The 17,561-nt window shown below is 67.3% G+C and carries 18 protein-coding genes; 8 read left to right on the forward strand and 10 right to left on the reverse strand.

Annotated elements, in window-relative coordinates; translation table 11 throughout:
• Positions 1-36 precede the first annotated feature (36 nt).
• Complete coding sequence (locus FQK05_RS16320) at positions 37-903, forward strand: branched-chain amino acid aminotransferase (protein ID WP_158968759.1); 867 nt, start codon at positions 37-39, stop codon at positions 901-903.
• Between the two features lie 148 nt (positions 904-1,051).
• On the opposite strand, the gene FQK05_RS16325 is transcribed toward FQK05_RS16320, so the two are convergent.
• Entirely contained in the window at positions 1,052-1,498 is a 447-nt protein-coding gene (locus tag FQK05_RS16325) for a low molecular weight protein-tyrosine-phosphatase (protein WP_158968761.1), read from the reverse strand.
• Between the two features lie 50 nt (positions 1,499-1,548).
• Between FQK05_RS16325 and FQK05_RS16330 the strand changes: the two genes are divergently transcribed.
• Entirely contained in the window at positions 1,549-2,244 is a 696-nt protein-coding gene (locus FQK05_RS16330) for an NAD-dependent deacylase (protein ID WP_158968763.1), read from the forward strand.
• A 47-nt stretch (positions 2,245-2,291) separates the two neighbouring features.
• Here the strand turns inward: FQK05_RS16330 and FQK05_RS16335 are convergent, their stop codons facing one another.
• The 4 genes from FQK05_RS16335 to meaB all read right to left on the reverse strand — a co-directional run bounded on the left by FQK05_RS16335 (position 2,292) and on the right by meaB (position 4,655).
• On the reverse strand, positions 2,292-2,744 hold the full coding sequence (locus tag FQK05_RS16335; protein ID WP_158968765.1) for a copper chaperone PCu(A)C: 453 nt from the start codon (positions 2,742-2,744) through the stop codon (positions 2,292-2,294).
• 47 nt (positions 2,745-2,791) lie between these two features.
• A complete protein-coding gene (locus tag FQK05_RS16340; RefSeq protein ID WP_158968767.1) occupies positions 2,792-3,136 on the reverse strand; it encodes a hypothetical protein in 345 nt (114 codons plus the stop codon).
• 112 nt (positions 3,137-3,248) lie between these two features.
• Positions 3,249-3,536 (reverse strand): 50S ribosomal protein L28, encoded by a 288-nt coding sequence (gene rpmB, locus FQK05_RS16345; RefSeq protein WP_158968769.1) that lies wholly within the window; start codon positions 3,534-3,536, stop codon positions 3,249-3,251.
• Positions 3,537-3,674: 138 nt separating this feature from the next.
• Positions 3,675-4,655, reverse strand: coding sequence for a methylmalonyl Co-A mutase-associated GTPase MeaB (meaB, locus tag FQK05_RS16350; RefSeq protein WP_158968771.1), 981 nt, complete (start codon positions 4,653-4,655; stop codon positions 3,675-3,677).
• A gap of 102 nt (positions 4,656-4,757) precedes the next feature.
• On the opposite strand from meaB, the gene hrpB reads away from it, so the two are divergent.
• Positions 4,758-7,193: an ATP-dependent helicase HrpB gene (gene hrpB, locus FQK05_RS16355; protein WP_158968773.1), complete on the forward strand. Its 2,436-nt coding sequence runs from the start codon at positions 4,758-4,760 to the stop codon at positions 7,191-7,193.
• Positions 7,194-7,260: 67 nt separating this feature from the next.
• Here hrpB and gndA read toward each other — a convergent pair whose 3' ends face one another.
• From gndA to FQK05_RS16375, 4 genes are all read right to left on the reverse strand, one after another.
• A complete protein-coding gene (gene gndA / locus FQK05_RS16360; RefSeq protein ID WP_158968775.1) occupies positions 7,261-8,682 on the reverse strand; it encodes an NADP-dependent phosphogluconate dehydrogenase in 1,422 nt (473 codons plus the stop codon).
• A gap of 436 nt (positions 8,683-9,118) precedes the next feature.
• Positions 9,119-9,616 (reverse strand): MarR family winged helix-turn-helix transcriptional regulator, encoded by a 498-nt coding sequence (locus FQK05_RS16365; RefSeq protein WP_158968777.1) that lies wholly within the window; start codon positions 9,614-9,616, stop codon positions 9,119-9,121.
• Between the two features lie 67 nt (positions 9,617-9,683).
• Positions 9,684-9,956 (reverse strand): succinate dehydrogenase assembly factor 2, encoded by a 273-nt coding sequence (locus tag FQK05_RS16370; RefSeq protein ID WP_158968779.1) that lies wholly within the window; start codon positions 9,954-9,956, stop codon positions 9,684-9,686.
• Position 9,957: 1 nt separating this feature from the next.
• On the reverse strand, positions 9,958-10,359 hold the full coding sequence (locus tag FQK05_RS16375) for a helix-turn-helix domain-containing protein (RefSeq protein ID WP_158968781.1): 402 nt from the start codon (positions 10,357-10,359) through the stop codon (positions 9,958-9,960).
• Positions 10,360-10,436: 77 nt separating this feature from the next.
• On the opposite strand from FQK05_RS16375, the gene FQK05_RS16380 reads away from it, so the two are divergent.
• Together FQK05_RS16380 and FQK05_RS16385 are read left to right on the forward strand one after the other, a co-directional pair.
• Positions 10,437-11,639, forward strand: a complete 1,203-nt coding sequence (locus tag FQK05_RS16380; RefSeq protein WP_158968783.1) for a pyridoxal phosphate-dependent aminotransferase — start codon at positions 10,437-10,439, stop codon at positions 11,637-11,639.
• A gap of 9 nt (positions 11,640-11,648) precedes the next feature.
• Positions 11,649-12,050 (forward strand): hypothetical protein, encoded by a 402-nt coding sequence (locus tag FQK05_RS16385; protein WP_158968785.1) that lies wholly within the window; start codon positions 11,649-11,651, stop codon positions 12,048-12,050.
• A gap of 196 nt (positions 12,051-12,246) precedes the next feature.
• Here the strand turns inward: FQK05_RS16385 and FQK05_RS16390 are convergent, their stop codons facing one another.
• Positions 12,247-13,623 (reverse strand): MATE family efflux transporter, encoded by a 1,377-nt coding sequence (locus tag FQK05_RS16390; protein WP_158968787.1) that lies wholly within the window; start codon positions 13,621-13,623, stop codon positions 12,247-12,249.
• Between the two features lie 169 nt (positions 13,624-13,792).
• Here FQK05_RS16390 and FQK05_RS16395 point away from each other — a divergent pair, with 169 nt between their 5' ends.
• From FQK05_RS16395 to parE, 3 genes are all read left to right on the forward strand, one after another.
• On the forward strand, positions 13,793-14,440 hold the full coding sequence (locus FQK05_RS16395; protein WP_158968789.1) for a TIGR02453 family protein: 648 nt from the start codon (positions 13,793-13,795) through the stop codon (positions 14,438-14,440).
• An 18-nt stretch (positions 14,441-14,458) separates the two neighbouring features.
• Positions 14,459-15,319, forward strand: coding sequence for an alpha/beta fold hydrolase (locus FQK05_RS16400; protein ID WP_158968791.1), 861 nt, complete (start codon positions 14,459-14,461; stop codon positions 15,317-15,319).
• Positions 15,320-15,565: 246 nt separating this feature from the next.
• Positions 15,566-17,524 carry a DNA topoisomerase IV subunit B gene (gene parE, locus FQK05_RS16405; protein WP_158968793.1) on the forward strand — a complete coding sequence of 653 codons (1,959 nt, stop codon included), beginning with the start codon at positions 15,566-15,568 and terminating at the stop codon, positions 17,522-17,524.
• Positions 17,525-17,561: the final 37 nt, after the last annotated feature.

Consider the following 17,561-nt stretch of genomic DNA (forward strand, 5'->3'; position numbering starts at 1 on the left):
AGACTCCGGACAACACGCGCAGAAACGGAACGTCTCATGGCTATCGGAAGCACCATCGCAACATATGTCGACGGCAAATGGGTGGACGGAAGCGCCCCTATCATCACGGCGGCGGACCACGTGGCCTGGCTGGGGTCGCAGGTCTTCGACGGCGCCCGGCTGTTCGACGGTGTCACGCCGGACCTGGACCTGCACTGCGCCCGCCTGATCCGGTCTGCCGCCGCGATGGGGATGAACACGTCGATCGAAGGACCGGAGATCGAGGCCCTGATCCGCGAAGGGCTAAAGCGCTTCGCCCCCGATGCCGAACTCTATATCCGGCCGATGATGTGGGCCCGCGATGGCAGCCCCGGCCTGATCGACATCGACCCGGATTCGACCGCCTTCGCGATCTGCCTGGAGGACATGCCGATGCCGCAGGTCGGCTCCTACACGTTGACGGTGGCACCCTACCGCCGGCCGCGGCAGGACATGGCGATCACCGAAGCCAAGACCGGCTCTCTCTACCCTAATAATGGCCGGATCATGGCCTGGGCGCGGGCGCGCGGCTTTTCCAACGCTCTGTCGCTGGATATCGACGGCAATGTGGCCGAGACGGCCAGCACCAATGTTTTCGCGGTCAAGGACGGCGCCGTGTTCACACCGGCGCCGAACGGGTGCTTCCTGAACGGCCTGACCCGGCAGCGGGTGATCAAGCTTCTGACGGCCGAAGGGGTCGAGGTGTCGGAAACCACGATGACCGTCGCCGATTTCGAACAGGCGGACGAGATCTTCATCACCGGCAACATCGCCAAGGTCATGCCGGTGGTGAAGTTCGAAGACCGCGATCTTGGCGTCGGTCCGGTCGCGTCGAAGGCCCGTGAGCTTTACATGGACTACGCCCACTCGACGGCTGCAGCCTGACGCGGCCGGCGCAGACCGCCGGGGCCAAGCGGGACCGCCGCGAACGAACCTGGCCCCCTGCCGCCGGCTGGATCGCCACCCGATCGGCGAAGTCCGTTGCCAGGGACAGCCGGCCGACGGATGGGTCGGGCCGGCAGCGTTCCGGCGGTCACGCCCCGCTAGGCGCCAGGACTTGCGCCAACCCGGCGATGCCGGCCTCGATCAGGTCCAGCGCACCGTCGAAATCCCGCGTGTAATACGGGTCGGGCACGGCCAAGGCGCCGCAATCCGGCGCATAATCCGTCAGGCGCGTGACCGGCGTCTTGTTCCCCGCCGGGCGCACCCGTTCCAGCCCGGCCACATTGTCGGCGTCCATGGCGACGATCAGGTCGAACCGTTCGAAATCCGCCGCCACCACCTGCCGCGCGCGCAGGTCGCCCAAGTCGATCCCCCGCGCGCCCGCGGCCCGCTGCATGGGCCCGTAGGGCGGCTCTCCCACGTGCCAGTCGCCGGTTCCGGCGCTGTCGAACGTCACACCGGGCAGCCGCGCCCGCGCGACGCCTTCGGCCGCGGGCGACCGGCAGATGTTGCCCAGGCAGACAAAGAGGACTTTCATGGCCCACCTCCGAAATCTAAAGTCACCAGAGGGTAGCGGAGCGGGGTTCCATGGAAAAGATCGTCATCCTGACCGGCGCCGGCATCTCGGCCGAAAGCGGCATGGGCACCTTCCGCGACAAGGACGGATTGTGGACCCAGGTCCGGCTGGAGGACGTGGCGACCCCGGAAGGGTTCGCCCGCAACCCGGCGATGGTGCAGGAGTTCTACAACTTCCGTAGGGTCAAGGCGGCCGAGGCCAAGCCCAATGCCGCCCATGTCGCGCTGGCCCGCCTGCAGGCCCATCACGCGGGCGAAGTCGTGATCGTCACCCAGAATGTCGATGCCCTGCACGAAGCCGGCGGCGCCGCGGGGGTCATCCACATGCACGGGCGGCTCGACAGCGCGCTCTGCGCGGGCTGTGGGCACCGCTGGCATGCCCCGGACACCATGGCGCCGGACGAGGCCTGCCCGGCCTGTGGCGGCCCGTTCGGGCGCCCGGACGTCGTCTGGTTCGGCGAGATGCCCTATCGGATGGGCGAAATCTATGACCACCTGGCCTCGGCCGACCTCTTCGTGTCGATCGGCACCTCGGGCGAGGTCTATCCGGCGGCGGGTTTCGTGCAGGAAGCCCGCGCCAACGATATCCGGACGCTGGAACTGAACCTTGAACGCTCGGCCGGGTCGCGCCTGTTCCACGAGACCCGGCTGGGACCGGCGACAGAAATCGTGCCGGCCTGGGTCGACGAACTGGTGCGCCGCAACTGACGGTTCCCCGTCAGCCGTCTGGCCCCGTCACGTCCGACAGCAACCGTTCAGTTTTCCGGCTTGCGCTCGTTGTCGACGGGGACGTCGACCGCGATCTCTCCGGCCTTCTCGAAGACAAAGACCATGGGCACGGCGTCACCCTGCGCCAGGGGGGCGGAAAGGCCCATCAGCATGACATGGTCGCCGCCCCGCGCCAGCGCATGATCGCCGCCGGCGGGCACCGCAAAGCCGTCCTCGACCGCCATCATCTGCATGACGCCCTGGTCGTTTTCCTTGTGGGTGTGCAGCTCGGACTTCGCGGCCGCCTGCGTGCGGACCGCGATCAGCCTGTCGTCGGTGTCGCCGGTGTTGCGCAGCACCATGAAGGCCGCCCCGGACATCGCCGTGGGCGAGGCGACGCGGGCATAGGGATCGACGATCTCGATCACAGGATCGGCCCAGGCGGCAGTGGCAGAGAGGGCGGCAAGGGCAAGGCCGGCCATTTGATTTCGAATGTTCATCGGGTGCTCCGTGTGTTGTCGGGCGTCAAGGCAGGAATGGTTCGCAATCACACGGGCAACGGGGGTCCTCTTGGCAGAATATGCGGAACCGCGCGGGACGCCATGCGCACATGTGCGACCCTTTCGGAAGTCTCTTCGGACAGATGAACCAGCTCTGGAAGCAGCGGCAGTGCAACCGCAGCCAGAAGCAGCAGCGCCTTGTCCGGGCAGAAATGCGGCGGCCCGACAGGGTTGCCGTCCGCATCGACAAAGACGGCAACGGGACCGGCGCCGGAACACAGCACCATCCGCCCCGCCGGATCCGGGGCCGTGCGTGCCGCGGCCAGCCCCGCGCCGGTCAGGACCAGCAGCGCGGCAAGGCTCAGGGCCAGATATGTCCGGAAACGGCGCATGGTGGGTCACTGGTGCCACGCGGGGCAAGGGACCCACAAGACGAAAACGCCCCGCCAATGGCGGGGCGCTTGATCACGATAGTGCGGCCGGAAGATGCGGCGCGAGCGGCCCTCAGGCCGAGGCTTTCGCCTTTTCGATTTCTTTCTTCACCTTCAGCGCGGTGTCCGACAGTTCCGCATCCTTGGCCTTGGCCAGGAAGGCGTCCAGGCCGCCGCGGTGGTCGACGCTGCGCAGCGCATGGGCCGAAATGCGCAGCTTCACGCCACGGCCCAGCGTTTCCGACTGCAGCGTGACATCGTTCAGGTTGGGCAGGAACCGACGCTTGGTCTTGTTGTTGGCGTGGCTCACGTTCTGCCCGCTCATCGGGCCTTTTCCGGTCAGTTCGCAACGACGCGACATCGGTTCATCCTTCGCATTGTAAGTACGCACAGATCCCGCTGAACCCGGCGCCAAAGGTCAAGGGCGCCGCCTGTGGCCGCGCCCGGAAACTGGTCGGAGCCAGATAGGGGGAATCGCGGCCGCCGTCAAGCGCAATGGCTAGGACTGCTGTTCTTTCAGGAAGGCCAGCATCCGGCCCGCAGCCGCCCCCGGCAGAAGCCGCCCTTCGGCGACCTCGTCCGACAGTTCCGCCATCAACTCCCGCGCCGCTGCGGTGTCAAGCTGCGCCAGCAGCGCCTCGGTCACGTCGGTCCTGAACCAGTGCCGCGCCTGCGCCGCGCGCCGCCGGGCCCAGTGCCCCTGTTTCTTTCGCCAGGCAGCAAGGTCGGTCATCGCGGCCCAGGCCGTGTCCAACCCGATTTCCTGCATCGCCGAAACCGTCATCGCCCTGGGATAGCCATCGGGATCCTCGGCCCGCTTGCGCAGCAGGCGCAGGGCGCCGGCATAGTCGGCGCAGGTCCGGGTCGCCTGGGACTTCAACTCTCCATCAGCCTTGTTCACCAGGATCAGGTCCGCCTGTTCCATGATGCCACGCTTGACCCCCTGCAGCTCGTCGCCGCCGGCCGGGGCCAGCAGCAGCACGAACAGGTCCGACATCTCGGCCACCATGGTTTCGGACTGGCCGACGCCGACCGTCTCGATCAGGATCACGTCAAAGCCGGCGGCCTCGCACAGGGTCACCGCCTCGCGCGTGCGGCGGGCGACGCCACCCAGATGGGCCTGACTGGGGGACGGACGGATGAAGGCCCTGGGATCGCGGCTCAACCGTTCCATTCTGGTCTTGTCCCCCAGGATCGAACCGCCGGACCGGGCCGAGGACGGATCGACCGCAAGCACCGCCACCTTCAGGCCCTGCCCCGTCAGCATCATGCCGAAGACCTCGATAAAGGACGACTTGCCCACGCCCGGCGTGCCGGACATCCCGATGCGGATCGCCTCGCGCGGGTCCTGCGCCAGGGTGGCCAGCAGCGCCTCGGCCTCGGCCCGGTGATCGGCGCGGCGGCTTTCGACCAGCGTGATCGCCCGCGCCAGCGCGCGGCGTTCGCCCGCCCGGATCCGGTCTGCCAGGTCTGATGTCATGTCTCGCTTCCCCTTCGGCCCGTCGCTTGATGGACCATCCCCGCGCCGGAAGTCCAGACCCGGCCACTGGACGCAACCCCGCGCAGGCGCGATAAGGCCGCGATGACCGACGCCCTGCCCATCGACGACGCATTGCCTGCGCTGCTGGAGGCCCTGCACAGCCACGGTCGTGCCGTGCTGCAGGCGCCGCCCGGGGCCGGCAAGACCACCCGCGTGCCACTGGCCATGCTGGCGGCCGGGGTGACGGACGGCCGGATCGTGATGCTGGAACCCCGCCGGCTGGCCGCCCGTGCCGCCGCCCAGCGCATGGCCGACACCCTGGGCGAAGAGGTCGGCCGTACCGTCGGCTACCGGATCCGGGGCGAGGCCAGGACCTCTCGCCAGACGCGAATCGAGGTGGTGACCGAAGGTATCCTGACCCGGATGCTGCAGACCGACCCGGACCTTCCGGGCGTCGGCGCCGTGATCTTCGACGAATTCCACGAACGGTCCCTGAACGCCGACCTTGGCCTGGCCCTGTGCCTGGAGGTCGCGGGCGCGCTTCGCGACGATCTGCAGATCCTGGTCATGTCCGCCACCCTGGATGCCGAACCGGTGGCCGACCTGATGGGCGCGCCCATCGTCACCTCCGAAGGGCGCAGCTATCCGGTCGATCTGATCTGGCGCGACCAGCCCGTGGGGCCCCGGCCCGCCCTGCTGCCCGCCCTTGCCGACACCGTCGAACGCGCCGAGGCCGAGACGCGATCCACCGGCGGTGCCATCCTTGTCTTTCTGCCCGGAGAGGGCGAGATCCGGCGCGCGACCACGCTTCTGGGGTCCCGCCTGCCCCCCGCCTGCCGGCTGCTGCCGCTCTATGGCGCCCTGCCCTTCGCGGCCCAGCAGGAAGCGTTGAAGCCGCTGGCCCGGGGCCGAAAGATCGTGCTGTCGACCTCCATCGCCGAAACCTCGCTGACGATCCCGGACGTGCGGGTCGTGGTCGATGCCGGCCAGGCACGCCGCGCGCGGTTCGATCCCGGTTCCGGCATGTCCCGGCTGGTCACCGAACGCGTCACCCGGGCCGAGGCGACCCAGCGCGCCGGTCGCGCCGGCCGGGTCGCCGCCGGCGCCTGCTATCGCCTTTGGACGAAGGGAGAGGAAGGCGCCCTGGCGGCCTTCGCCCCGCCGGAAATCACCACCGCAGATCTGACCGGTCTGGCGCTGGAACTGGCGCAATGGGGCGCCGCCGCCGGGGACCTGTCCTTTCTGACCCCGCCCCCCGATGGCCCGATGGCAGAGGCGCGCAAGCTTCTGTTCGATCTTGGCGCGCTGGACGCAAAAGGTGCCCTGACCGCCCACGGCCGCGTGCTGGCCGAGATGCCGCTCCACCCCCGCCTTGCCCACATGCTGGCAATCGCGGGACCCGATGCCGCCCCGATTGCGGCGCTTCTGTCCGAACGCGATCCGCTGAAGGGGGCGCCGGTCGATCTGACTCTGCGGCTTCGCGCGGTACAGGGACGGTCCGGCCCGCACGAGGCCAACCGGGGTACGCTCGACCGGATCCGGGCCGAGGCCAAGCGGCTGGCCCGCCAGGCGCCGAAGACCGGGGGCGACCTTTCGGCCGCCGCGATGGCCGCCCTGGCCTATCCCGACCGGATCGGCCAACGACGCAAGGGCGATGCACCGCGCTACCTTCTCTCCGGCGGCAAGGGCGCTATCCTGCCCGATGGCGATCCGCTGGCCGGCGCGCCCTATCTTGTCGCGCTGGATCTGGATGGCGACCAGCGCGAGGCCCGGGTCCGGCTGGCCGCCCAGATCGCCGAATCCGAGTTGCGGGCCATCTTCGCCGACCGGATTGCCTGGGTGGACAGCTGTACCTGGTCGAAGCGGCATCGCCGGGTCGAGGCACGTCAGCAGGAACGGCTGGGCACCATCGCGCTGGACGACCGGGCCTGGAAGGACGCGCCCGAGGAGGCCGTGGCCGCCGCCATGCTGGATGGCGTGCGCGATCTGGGGATCCGGCTGGATGACAAGTCGCGGCGGCTGGCGGCTAGGGTCGAACTCCTTCGTGCGGACGGTCGTGACCTGCCGGATTTTTCCGAATCCCTGCTGATGGAAGACATCGAAGCCTGGCTGACCCCGATGCTGGGCGGCGTGCGTTCGGCCGAGGACTGGCGGTCTTTCGACCTCTACCCCGCGCTGGAGGCCCGGCTGACCTGGCCCCAGCGGCAGGATCTCGACGCCCGCGCGCCGGCCCGGTTCACCACGCCGCTAGGCCGTCAGATCGCCATCGACTATGGCGAGGAAGGACCGGAAATCGCCGTCCGCCTGCAGGAGTTGTTCGGCGTCACGACTCACCCGGCCGTCGGGGGAACGCCCCTGAAGATCACGCTTCTGTCGCCTGCCCAGCGCCCGATCCAGATCACCCGCGACCTGCCCGGCTTCTGGACCGGATCCTATGCGGACGTCCGCAAGGACATGCGCGCCAAGTATCCGCGCCATCCCTGGCCCGAAGATCCCACGGTCGCCGACCCCACCTTGCGCGCAAAACCCCGCACCTGACGCGCAGCCGGGCGCGCGGGGAGCGGCCGCCCCCCGCGTTCCGGGCGACGCGGCATGCGGCGCAACCCTAGCCGGTCATCTCTCCCGACGCCCAGTCCGCATGGACCGGCCCGCCGCCGTCGGTGCGTTCGAACCTGTGCGCGCCAAAGAAATCCCGTTGCGCCTGGATCAGGTTCGCCGTGCCGCGCGCCTGGCGCAGGCTGTCGTACCATCCCAGTGCCGCCGCCAGACCCGGCACCGGCAAACCGGCCGCAACCGCCGCCCCGACCGTGGCCCGGAGGCCCGGAACCGTCTCCGCCAAGGCGATCTGCATCGCCGGCGACAGGACCAGTTCGCCTTCCGGCGCACCGGCACGGAAGGCGCCCGCGATCTCGTTCAGAAGGTCCGACCGGATGATGCAGCCGGCCCGCCAGATATCGGCGATCTGCGCCGGGTCCAGCGACCAGCCATACTCAACCGAGGCCGCGCGCAGGATGCGAAAGCCCTGCGCATGGGCCAGGATCCGCCCCGCCCTCAGCGCACCCGCCAGGACATCGGCCGAAGGGATCCTTGCTGCTGCGGCCCCGCCCGGGCTCAGCACATCCGCAGCGACCGCACGCGTCGCCGCTTCCGAGGACCAGTTACGCGCCGCCACGGCCGCCTCGATCGCGCTTGCCGACTGACCCAGATGCAGCGCCTCGATCACGGTCCAGCGGCCGGTGCCCTTCTGGCCGGCGGTGTCGCGGATCAGGTCGACCAAAGGCAGGCCGGTTTCCCGGTCTGTGGTCGCCAGGACATGCGCAGTGACTTCCACCAGGAACGAGGCAAGCGGCCCCGTCGTCCAGTCGCCGAAGAGCGCACCAATCCGCGCAGCCTCCCATCCGGCGCCATCGCGCAGCAGGCCATAGATCTCTGCGATCATGCCCATGTCAGCGTATTCTATGCCGTTGTGGACGGTCTTGACGAAATGCCCCGCGCCGTCAGGCCCCACATGGGCGACACAGGGAAAATCGCCGTATTTCGCCGCGATCTTCTCGGCCATTGGTCGGAAGGTCCGCCAGCTGTCGTCGGACCCGCCGACCATCATCGACGGCCCGTGGCGCGCGCCCTCTTCCCCACCCGACACACCCATGCCGACGAAATGCAGCCCCTTGGCCGCCAGGGCGTCGCTGCGCCGCCGGGTATCGTGGAAATCGGCGTTGCCGCCGTCGATGATCGTGTCGCCCGGTTCCAGAAGCGGCGCCAGCTGCGCGATCATCTGGTCGACCGGATCGCCGGAGGGAATCATGAACAGGACCGTCCGCGGAACCTGAAGTCCTGCCACCAGGTCTTCCAGCCGTTCGGTGCCCCGGATCCGCTCCGCGAGCGGCCCGGCCGCGCGGATGAAGGCTGCGATCTGGTCCAGTTCGCGGTTACCGACAACGACCGAAACACCATTCTCCGCGAAATTCAGGGCCAGAGCGCGGCCCATCGTACCGATGCCATAAAGTCCGATTTCGGCCTTCTTCATCGCGCCCTCGTTATTTTCGCCCTGTCGCGAACAGTGCTAGCAGGCAGGCGTGGCGAGGCAAAGCGGAACCGCAAGAGCAGGTTTCGAAAGGCAAAGACGGCTTTCGCGCCCGTAGACACTCCGGCCCCCATGACACGATGCCCCAGAGTCCGAGGCCCCTTGTCCGAAGTCCCATGTCCGAATCCCGCATGTCCGAAGCCTCGACAGCGGCCCCGTGACAGGTCCCACGCCACAGCCCCCGGGCCGGGTCACACGGGTTCAAGGCAAAGGTTCAAGGGAAGCTGGTGCCGACCAAATCGCCGGCCCGGGGCGCCATGGCGGCCCCGGGTGCCCCGACACCGGGCCGGCAGGCGCACTCGGCCCGCCGGATGGCGCCAGAAGCGGACCGAACCTGCACGGTCGCCCGCGGCCCACATGGCCGGATCGAAAGGTAGGATCAGTAGATGTAACGGATCTGGTCGGTCCAGTACCGTTCGACCCGGCGCAGGGACCCGGTGATGCCGTCCATCCCGTCGATGTCGATGACGTCCCTGTCTTCCAGTCCCTGCGCGTGGCGCGCGAACAGGCCGGACACGATGTCCCGGATCTCGCGCCCGCGGGGGGTCAGCCGCACGCGGACCGAACGGCGGTCGATCTCGCAGCGCTGGTGGTGCATATAGCCCATCTCCACCAGTTTCTTCAGGTTATAGCTGACATTGCTGCCCTGGTAATACCCGCGCGTCTTCAGTTCGCCTGCCGTCACCTCGTTGTCGCCGATGTTGAACAGAAGCAGCGCCTGGACGGCGTTGATCTCCAGCACACCCACCCGCTCGAATTCGTCCTTGATCACGTCGAGCAGCAGGCGATGCAGCCGTTCGACCAAAGCCAGCGTTTCCAGATAGCTGGTCATGAACCCGCGTTTGGCGGGGTGCCCAATCGGCATTTCGACACTCATGCGCGCCTCCGTCTCACTCCGCCCGAGTGCAATTTGCGCGCAATTCCCGAAGAATCGGTTAAGTGTTTCAGCGATTATTCTGAATAATGACGGCAATCTCTTCCAGCATGTCGGACAGGTAAGCGGGCGGCGTTCCGCGCCCGCAGACCCAAGCGTAGAGGTCCTGGTCGTTCTCCTCCAGGAGACGGTCATAGATATCCAGCCCGGCCTCATCCAGTTCCGGCAACCGCGTGTCGGCATAGGTCGACAGCAGCAGGTCCATTTCCTTGATCCCGCGCCGCATGGAGCGCATCTTAAGCCGCTTCAACCGGATCTCGCGCGGTTCGACCGTGACGTTCATCTCACTCTGCCTCTTCCATGAGTTCCAGGCGACGCAACCGCTCCTCGATCCGGGCCAAACGCTCGGCCGCGGCCGCAAGCGTCTCTCGCACATCGGAAATCTCGCCGATCAGCGCGATGGCCTCGGGCATTGTGGTCCCCGTGCCGGGGGCACGCGCGCCCTCGCCTTCGCCCGTCAGCAGCCAGGTGATCGAGACATTCAGCAGCCCCGCCATCATCTGCAGCCGGTTCGCGCGCGGTTCGCTCAGGTCCTGTTCCCAGCCGCTGAGCGTGCTTTTCTTGATGCCGATCCTGCGTGCCAGTTCGGCTTGGCTTAAGCCCGCGGCCTCGCGGGCCCCGGCGATACGGTCCCCGAAGGTCGCTGAGTCCGGTCCGTACCAATCGGTATCGCCGTCACCGTGCATGGCCTCTCCTCTTTCCCTTGAACGGGTTTGGTGCGGACCTTATGACAGATGCGCTCAACATACAAACCGAGGCCGCCATGAGTTTCCTGTCCGCGACGCTGTCCCGCGTCAAACCGTCTCCGACGATGGCCGTCTCTGCCAAGGCGCGCGCGCTTAAAGCCGCCGGCGTAGACGTCCTGTCCCTGAGCGCGGGCGAACCCGACTTCGACACCCCCCAGAACGTGAAGGATGCGGCCAAGGCCGCCATCGACGCGGGCAAGACCAAGTACACCGATGTCGACGGAATCCCCGAGCTGAAGAAGGCGATCTGCGCCAAGTTCCAGCGCGAGAACGGCCTGACCTACACCCCCGAGCAGGTCAGCGTCGGCACCGGCGGCAAGCAGATCCTGTACAACGCCCTGATGGCGACGCTGAACGAAGGCGACGAGGTGATCATCCCCGCGCCCTACTGGGTCAGCTATCCCGACATGGTGCTTCTGGCCGGCGGCACGCCCGTCTTCATCGAGGGCACGCTGGAGAACAACTTCCGCATCACGCCGGAAACCTTGGAAGCGGCGATCACCGACAAGACCAAGTGGCTGATCTTCAATTCGCCGTCGAACCCGACCGGCGCGGGCTACAGCAAGGACGACCTGAAGGCCCTGACCGACGTTCTGGTGAAGTATCCGCATGTCTGGATCATGACCGACGACATGTACGAACACCTGGCCTATGACAACTTCACCTTCTGCACCCCTGCAGAGGTGGAGCCGGCGCTGTACGACCGCACCCTGACCTGCAACGGCGTGTCCAAGGCCTATGCCATGACCGGCTGGCGCATCGGCTATGCCGCGGGCCCGGTCGAGCTGATCGCCGCCATGCGCAAGGTGCAGTCGCAGTCGACGTCGAACCCCTGCTCGATCAGCCAATGGGCCTCGGTCGAGGCGCTGAACGGCGACCAGCAGTTCCTGGAGGAACGCCGTCAGGCCTTCAAGCGCCGCCGCGACCTGGTTGTCAGCGCGCTCAGCGCCATCGACGGCATGGTCTGCCCGACGCCGGAAGGCGCCTTCTATGTCTATCCGTCCATTGCCGGGCTGATCGGCAAGAAGACCCCGGATGGCACGGTGATCGAGAATGACGAGATCTTCGCGACCAAGCTTCTGGAGGATACCGGCGTGGCAGTGGTCTTCGGGGCGGCCTTCGGGCTCTCTCCGAACTTCAGGATCAGTTATGCGACCTCGGACGAGGTGCTGACCGATGCCTGCGCCCGGATCGCCAAGTTCTGTGCCAGCCTCGGCTAAGGCGCCGTCATGACGGCAGAATTGCCCGAATACTATTTCCGTGTCCGCGAGAACGGGGCCTTCGTGTTCCGCGTGGACACGGATAACCGGCAGCGCCGGATAGAGATGGAACAGATCGCCGTGGTGAACATCCGCAACGGCGAGATCAGGGCTCATGGCGATCGGGCCCTGACCGGGGAAGACATGACCCGCATCCGCGCCTGGATGGAGGAGCGTACGGCGCTCCTCGCCCGGCGGGACATCGACGATATCCTGCGGGCAGTGGATTACCTGAACACGACGGCCCACTGGGTGCAGTCCAAGGCCACCGACAGGCAGCTGGACCAGGTGACCGATCAGCTGCTTCTGGCCATGCACGACCTGCGCACGGTTCTGGTCCGCAAGAAGGCCGACCGGTTGACCAAGGGCTGAGGGGTTTCCAGCTTCAGGCCCGGTCTCTCTCTGGCAAGAAATTCACAAGCAAACCGCCCAAGCGGAACGTCTGCCGTTCCCGAAAGAAGGGGGCCGGCCGGCGGGGTGGTCCCGATGCGCCAGCCCCCGGGGGGGAGCGTCTGCCGCTGCCCGGTCTGCGGCCGGGCAGGACATCTTTTCCTGACGGTTGAGATCCTCAGGCCGCGGCCGTCCGCGGCCCGGGGGTCGTGCTGGCCACCCCGAAGGTCCAGAACCGCCACATCAGCAGCACAGCCGCAGCTGCCAGCCCCAGGACCAGCCCCGACCAGATGCCGACCCCGCCCAGGCCGAAGGGAAAGCCCAGAAGGTAGGACGCCGGTATCCCCACGCCCCAATAGGCCAGGGCCGCGATCAGCATCGGCATGGCGGTGTCCTGCACGCCCCGCAGCAGGCCCGTCGCAATGGCCTGCGCCCCGTCGGCCAGCTGGAACAGCCCCGCAACCGCGAACAGCCCGACGCCGATGGCCAGGATCTGGGCCCGGCCGGCCGCATCCGGTTCCATGAACTGGTTCAGGATCGTTTCGGGCATGGTCAGGAAGATCGCCGTCGTCACAAGCGCCACAACCACCGACAGCGCGATGACCACACGGGCGCCACGCTTCAGATTGGCCCGGTCGCCCCGGCCGAAGGACTGGCCCGCGCGAATCGTACCGGCATTCGACAGGCCCATATGGACCATGAAGGTCCCGCCGCTGACGGTGATGACGATACCATGGGCGGCCAGCGTCTCGGTCCCCAGCCAGCCCATCATGACGGCCGAGGCGGAAAACATCGTGACCTCGCTCAGCACCGTCAGGCCGATGGGCAGGCCCAGGCGCAGGACGCGGCCGAACATTTCCCAGTCCGCGCGCCATATCCGGCGGAACAACGAATGCTCTGGCAGCGCCAGCGCGGCATAGATCCCGGCCGCCAGAAGCGACACGCATTGCGTCACGACGGATCCATAGGCGGCCCCGCGGATCCCCAGTTCGGGCATCCCCCAGTGGCCGAAGATCAGCGCATAGTTCGCGAAGACGTTGCAGATCGCCGCCAGCACCGTGATCCAGAAGACGACGCGGCTGCGCTCCAGCGCGGCCAGATAGGATTTCAGCACCATCACCAGCAGCGCCGGCAACATACCGAAGCCCGCGACGGCCAGATATTCCGCACCCAGCGCCGCGACCTCCTCGGTCTGGCCCAGCGCCTTCAGGATCGGCTTGGCATAAAGCATCGCCGGCAGCGCCAGCACGGCATAGATCACCGACAGCCACAGGCCCATGCGGGTGGACCGGCGCACCGCCGTTTCGTCCCCTGCGCCTTCGGCCGCCGCCACCATGGGCATGACCGCCCAGGCAAAGCCGCAGCCGAACAGGAACACCGTGAAGAACAGGCTGCCCGCCAGGGACACAGCAGCCAGTTCGGACACGCCGTACCACCCCATCATGATCGTGTCGCCCAGACCGATCGCGTACTGCGCCACGTGCCCGCCGATCAACGGCAAGCCAAGTGCAACTGTGGCGCGAACATGCGCTGAATATGACAGCAATTTGGACATGGCCTCCCCTTAGTCGGCGCGCCAGGATCTGGCAAGCGGCCCGGACGACCATTCGGGCAGACCCGCTTCCCGATCCGGTCATGGCGGCGCGCATGCGACGCAAGGTCATTGGAACGGGCGCCTCGCAGGCCGGCCCCGGCGTGTTAGCCTTGCCTCGGGGAGAGAGACAATGACCGAGAGCTTTACGGCGCTCGTGCCAGAGGCGCGGCGTTTCCTGGCCGACCTGTCGCGGAACAACAGCCGCGACTGGTTCCAGGCACACAAGGCCGATTACGACCGGATGCTGAAGCGCCCGGCCGAACATCTGCTGGACACCGTCGCGGCCAGGATACGCCGGACCCACGACATAACGCTGAAGCCGAAACTCCTCCGTGCCCAGCGCGACGTGCGGTTCTCGAAGGACAAGGCGCCCTACACCACGCATCTGCACCTGATGTGGGCGATGGACGGCACTGCGGCGCCCGGTCTCTTCTTCGGCGTCTCGCCCGATCATTTCCGCGTCGGCGGCGGTGCCTTCGCCTTTGGCAAGGACGCGCTGTCCGTCTGGAGGGACGACCTGACCCGGGCGGACGGCGAACGGATCGCCACCATGATCGCGGTCCTTTCGGCCGCGGGGTTCACCCCGGGCGAACCGGAACTGAAACGTGTCCCCGCCCCCTGCCCGGCCGATCATCCCCGGGCCGATCTCTTGCGCCGGAAGGGCCTGACGCTCTGGCGCGGTCCCGATCCGGCAGAACTGTCGGACCTGCCCGCCCTTCTGACCGCCACCTTCGACCGGCTGCTTCCCGTCCTTCGATACCTCAACACACTGCCCTGACCCGTCACGGAGCCCCACATGATCACCGAAACCGTCACCCTGAACGGCCACCCCTTTTTCCTGCGCCGCTGGGGCGACCCTTCCCTTCCGCCGCTTCTGATGCTGCACGGCTTCCCGGAATATTCCGGCGCGTGGGAGGATCTGGCGCCGCTGCTGTCGCACCGCTTCCACTGCGTGGCCCCGGACCAGCGTGGCTATGGCCAAAGCTGGGCGCCCGACGGCGTGGAAAACTATGTCGTCCCCGAACTGGTCGGCGACATGTCCGCCCTGATCGACCACCTGGGTGGCAAGGTCACCCTGCTGGGTCACGACTGGGGCGCGGCGGTGGCCTATGGGCTGGCCTTCTTTCACCCGGAGAAGATCGAGAAGCTGATCATCCTGAACGGCGTCCACCCCGGCCCCTTCCAGCGAGAGCTGGCCAAGGGCGGCGCGCAGACCGAGGCGTCGCAATACATGACCTTCCTGCGGCGGGACGGGTCCGAGGACATCCTGGCCGCCAACGCCTTCGAAAAGCTGCATTCGCTCTTCTCGGCCAAGATGGACACCGGCTGGCTCGAAGGGCCGCGCAAGGCCGACTATGAAAAGGCCTGGACCGGCCGGCTGAAGACGATGATTCATTGGTATCGCGCCTCTCCCGTGAAGGTGCCGCTGCCGGGTGAGGCGATCGACGTGCCCGCGATCCCGCCCGGCCGGATGATGGTACGCTGCCCGCACCTGCTGATCTGGGGCCAGCGCGACACGGCTCTTCTGCCCGAAAGCAATGCCGGGCTCGAAGACTTCGCCCCCGACCTCACCCGGGTCGAGGTTGCCGATGCCGACCACTGGATCTGTCACCAGCAACCGGCACGCGTCGCGAACGAAATCCTCGCCTGGGCCTGAAGCCCGGCGCCCCGAGAGGAGTGCCACGTGCCCCCACGCGGGAGCACGCGGGGTTCTCGGGGGGGCGGCAATCCCCCGCTTCCACGGGCGACACGCCCACACGGCGCAAGCCGGATGCCCTCCAATTCCCCCGGTGCCCAGAACCTGCTCATGGACCTTTGGGGGCGCCCCCCCGGACGACCCGTCCCCTTCCCTCGGGGGCCCATCCCTGCCATAGTCGGGGCCACCAAGAAAAAGAGCAGCGCCATGCCCGAAGACCTTCTGCCCGAGACGCCCCAGGGCGATTACAACGCCTCTTCCATCGAAGTCCTGGAAGGCCTTGAACCGGTCCGGAAACGGCCCGGCATGTATATCGGCGGGACCGACGAACGCGCCCTGCATCACCTGGTGGCCGAAATCCTCGACAACTCCATGGACGAGGCCGTCGCCGGCCACGCCAACCGGATCGAGGTCGAGCTTCACGCCGATTACGCCGTCACCATCCGCGACAACGGCCGCGGCATGCCCTTCGACCCGCACCCGAAATTCCCCGGGAAATCCGCGCTGGAGGTCATCCTGTGCACGCTCCATGCCGGCGGGAAGTTTTCCGGCAAGGCCTATGAGACCTCGGGCGGTCTGCACGGCGTCGGTGCCTCGGTCGTCAACGCACTGTCGGATTCCATGGTGGTCCAGGTCGCCCGCGACCGGAAGCTGGTGGAACAGCGCTTCTCGCGCGGGATTCCCCTTGGCCCCCTTAGGGAGGTCGGCGCAGCCCCGAACCGGCGCGGCACCACGATCACCTTCCACGCGGACGAGGAAATCTTCGGCTCCCACCGGTTCAAGCCCGCGCGGCTGTTCAAATCGATCCGGTCCAAGGCCTATCTGTTTTCCGGCGTCGAAATCCGCTGGAAGTCGGAAGTGGACGACGGCCAGACGCCCACGGAGGCCACGTTCCACTTTCCGGGCGGCCTTGCCGACTATCTGACCGAAACGCTGGGCAAGGCCTCGACCTATTCCGACAAGCCCTTTTCCGGCACCGTGGATTTCCGCGAGAAGTTCGGCACCGCCGGCAAGGTCGAATGGGCGATCAACTGGACGCCGTCCCGCGACGGGTTCATCCAGTCCTACTGTAACACCGTTCCCACGCCCGAAGGCGGCACGCACGAGGCCGGCTTCTGGGCCGCAATCCTGAAAGGGATCCGCGCCTATGGGGAACTGTCGAACAACAAGAAGGCCGCGCAGATCAACCGCGACGACCTGCTGACGGGCGGCTGCGCGCTGGTGTCCTGCTTTATCCGGGAACCGGAATTCGTGGGCCAGACCAAGGACCGCCTGGCCACGACCGAGGCGCAGCGCCTGGTCGAAGGCGCGGTGCGCGACCACTTCGACAACTGGCTGGCGGCCGACACCAAGGCTGCCGGTGCCATCCTGGACTTCCTGATCCTGCGGGCCGAGGAACGGCTACGCCGCCGGCAGGAAAAGGAAACCGCCCGCAAGTCGGCCACCAAGAAGTTGCGCCTGCCGGGCAAGCTGGTCGACTGTTCCGCCACCGCCCGGGACGGAACGGAAATCTTCCTGGTCGAAGGCGACAGCGCCGGCGGGTCCGCCAAGATGGCCCGCGACCGCAAGACCCAGGCCCTGCTGCCGCTCCGCGGCAAGATCCTGAACGTGCTAGGCGCGGCCTCGTCCAAGCTGAGTTCGAACGCCGAAATCTCGGACCTGTCGCAGGCCCTGGGCGTGGGACTGGGGACGCGATTCAACATCGACGATCTACGCTATGACAAGGTCATCATCATGACCGACGCCGATGTCGACGGCGCCCATATCGCGTCGCTGCTGATGACCTTCTTCTTCACCCAGATGCGGCCGCTGATCGACCACGGGCACCTCTATCTGGCCTGCCCGCCACTGTTCCGGCTGACGCAAGGGGCCAAGCGCGTCTATTGCATCGACGAACGCGAACGCGACGAATGGATGGCCAAAGGCCTGGGCGGGCGCGGCAAGATCGATGTCAGCCGCTTCAAGGGCCTGGGCGAAATGGACGCCAAGGACCTGAAGGAAACCACGATGGACCCGAAATCGCGCAAGCTGATCCGCGTCACCATCGACGAGGACGAGCCGGGCGAAACCGGCGACCTGGTGGAACGGCTGATGGGCAAGAAGCCGGAACTGCGGTTCCAGTACATCCAGGAAAACGCCCGTTTCGTGGAAGAACTGGACGTCTAGGCACCGCCCGCGATCATGCCGGGAACGATCCGTGGCG

The sequence above is a fragment of the Chachezhania sediminis genome, from assembly GCF_009765275.1.
Classification (GTDB): domain Bacteria; phylum Pseudomonadota; class Alphaproteobacteria; order Rhodobacterales; family Rhodobacteraceae; genus Chachezhania; species Chachezhania sediminis.

Coding starts and splice junctions, on each gene's coding strand:
- meaB (WP_158968771.1), bottom strand. CDS start 4,655: ATGACATCAGACCTGGCAGACCGGATCCGGGCGGGCGAACGCCGCGCG.
- FQK05_RS16400 (WP_158968791.1), top strand. CDS start 14,459: ATGATCACCGAAACCGTCACCCTGAACGGCCACCCCTTTTTCCTGCGC.
- FQK05_RS16390 (WP_158968787.1), bottom strand. CDS start 13,623: ATGTCCAAATTGCTGTCATATTCAGCGCATGTTCGCGCCACAGTTGCA.
- gndA (WP_158968775.1), bottom strand. CDS start 8,682: ATGAAGAAGGCCGAAATCGGACTTTATGGCATCGGTACGATGGGCCGC.
- FQK05_RS16385 (WP_158968785.1), top strand. CDS start 11,649: ATGACGGCAGAATTGCCCGAATACTATTTCCGTGTCCGCGAGAACGGG.
- FQK05_RS16370 (WP_158968779.1), bottom strand. CDS start 9,956: ATGAACGTCACGGTCGAACCGCGCGAGATCCGGTTGAAGCGGCTTAAG.
- FQK05_RS16320 (WP_158968759.1), top strand. CDS start 37: ATGGCTATCGGAAGCACCATCGCAACATATGTCGACGGCAAATGGGTG.
- FQK05_RS16365 (WP_158968777.1), bottom strand. CDS start 9,616: ATGAGTGTCGAAATGCCGATTGGGCACCCCGCCAAACGCGGGTTCATG.
- FQK05_RS16335 (WP_158968765.1), bottom strand. CDS start 2,744: ATGAACATTCGAAATCAAATGGCCGGCCTTGCCCTTGCCGCCCTCTCT.
- FQK05_RS16375 (WP_158968781.1), bottom strand. CDS start 10,359: ATGCACGGTGACGGCGATACCGATTGGTACGGACCGGACTCAGCGACC.
- rpmB (WP_158968769.1), bottom strand. CDS start 3,536: ATGTCGCGTCGTTGCGAACTGACCGGAAAAGGCCCGATGAGCGGGCAG.
- FQK05_RS16380 (WP_158968783.1), top strand. CDS start 10,437: ATGAGTTTCCTGTCCGCGACGCTGTCCCGCGTCAAACCGTCTCCGACG.
- FQK05_RS16340 (WP_158968767.1), bottom strand. CDS start 3,136: ATGCGCCGTTTCCGGACATATCTGGCCCTGAGCCTTGCCGCGCTGCTG.
- FQK05_RS16325 (WP_158968761.1), bottom strand. CDS start 1,498: ATGAAAGTCCTCTTTGTCTGCCTGGGCAACATCTGCCGGTCGCCCGCG.
- hrpB (WP_158968773.1), top strand. CDS start 4,758: ATGACCGACGCCCTGCCCATCGACGACGCATTGCCTGCGCTGCTGGAG.
- parE (WP_158968793.1), top strand. CDS start 15,566: ATGCCCGAAGACCTTCTGCCCGAGACGCCCCAGGGCGATTACAACGCC.
- FQK05_RS16395 (WP_158968789.1), top strand. CDS start 13,793: ATGACCGAGAGCTTTACGGCGCTCGTGCCAGAGGCGCGGCGTTTCCTG.
- FQK05_RS16330 (WP_158968763.1), top strand. CDS start 1,549: ATGGAAAAGATCGTCATCCTGACCGGCGCCGGCATCTCGGCCGAAAGC.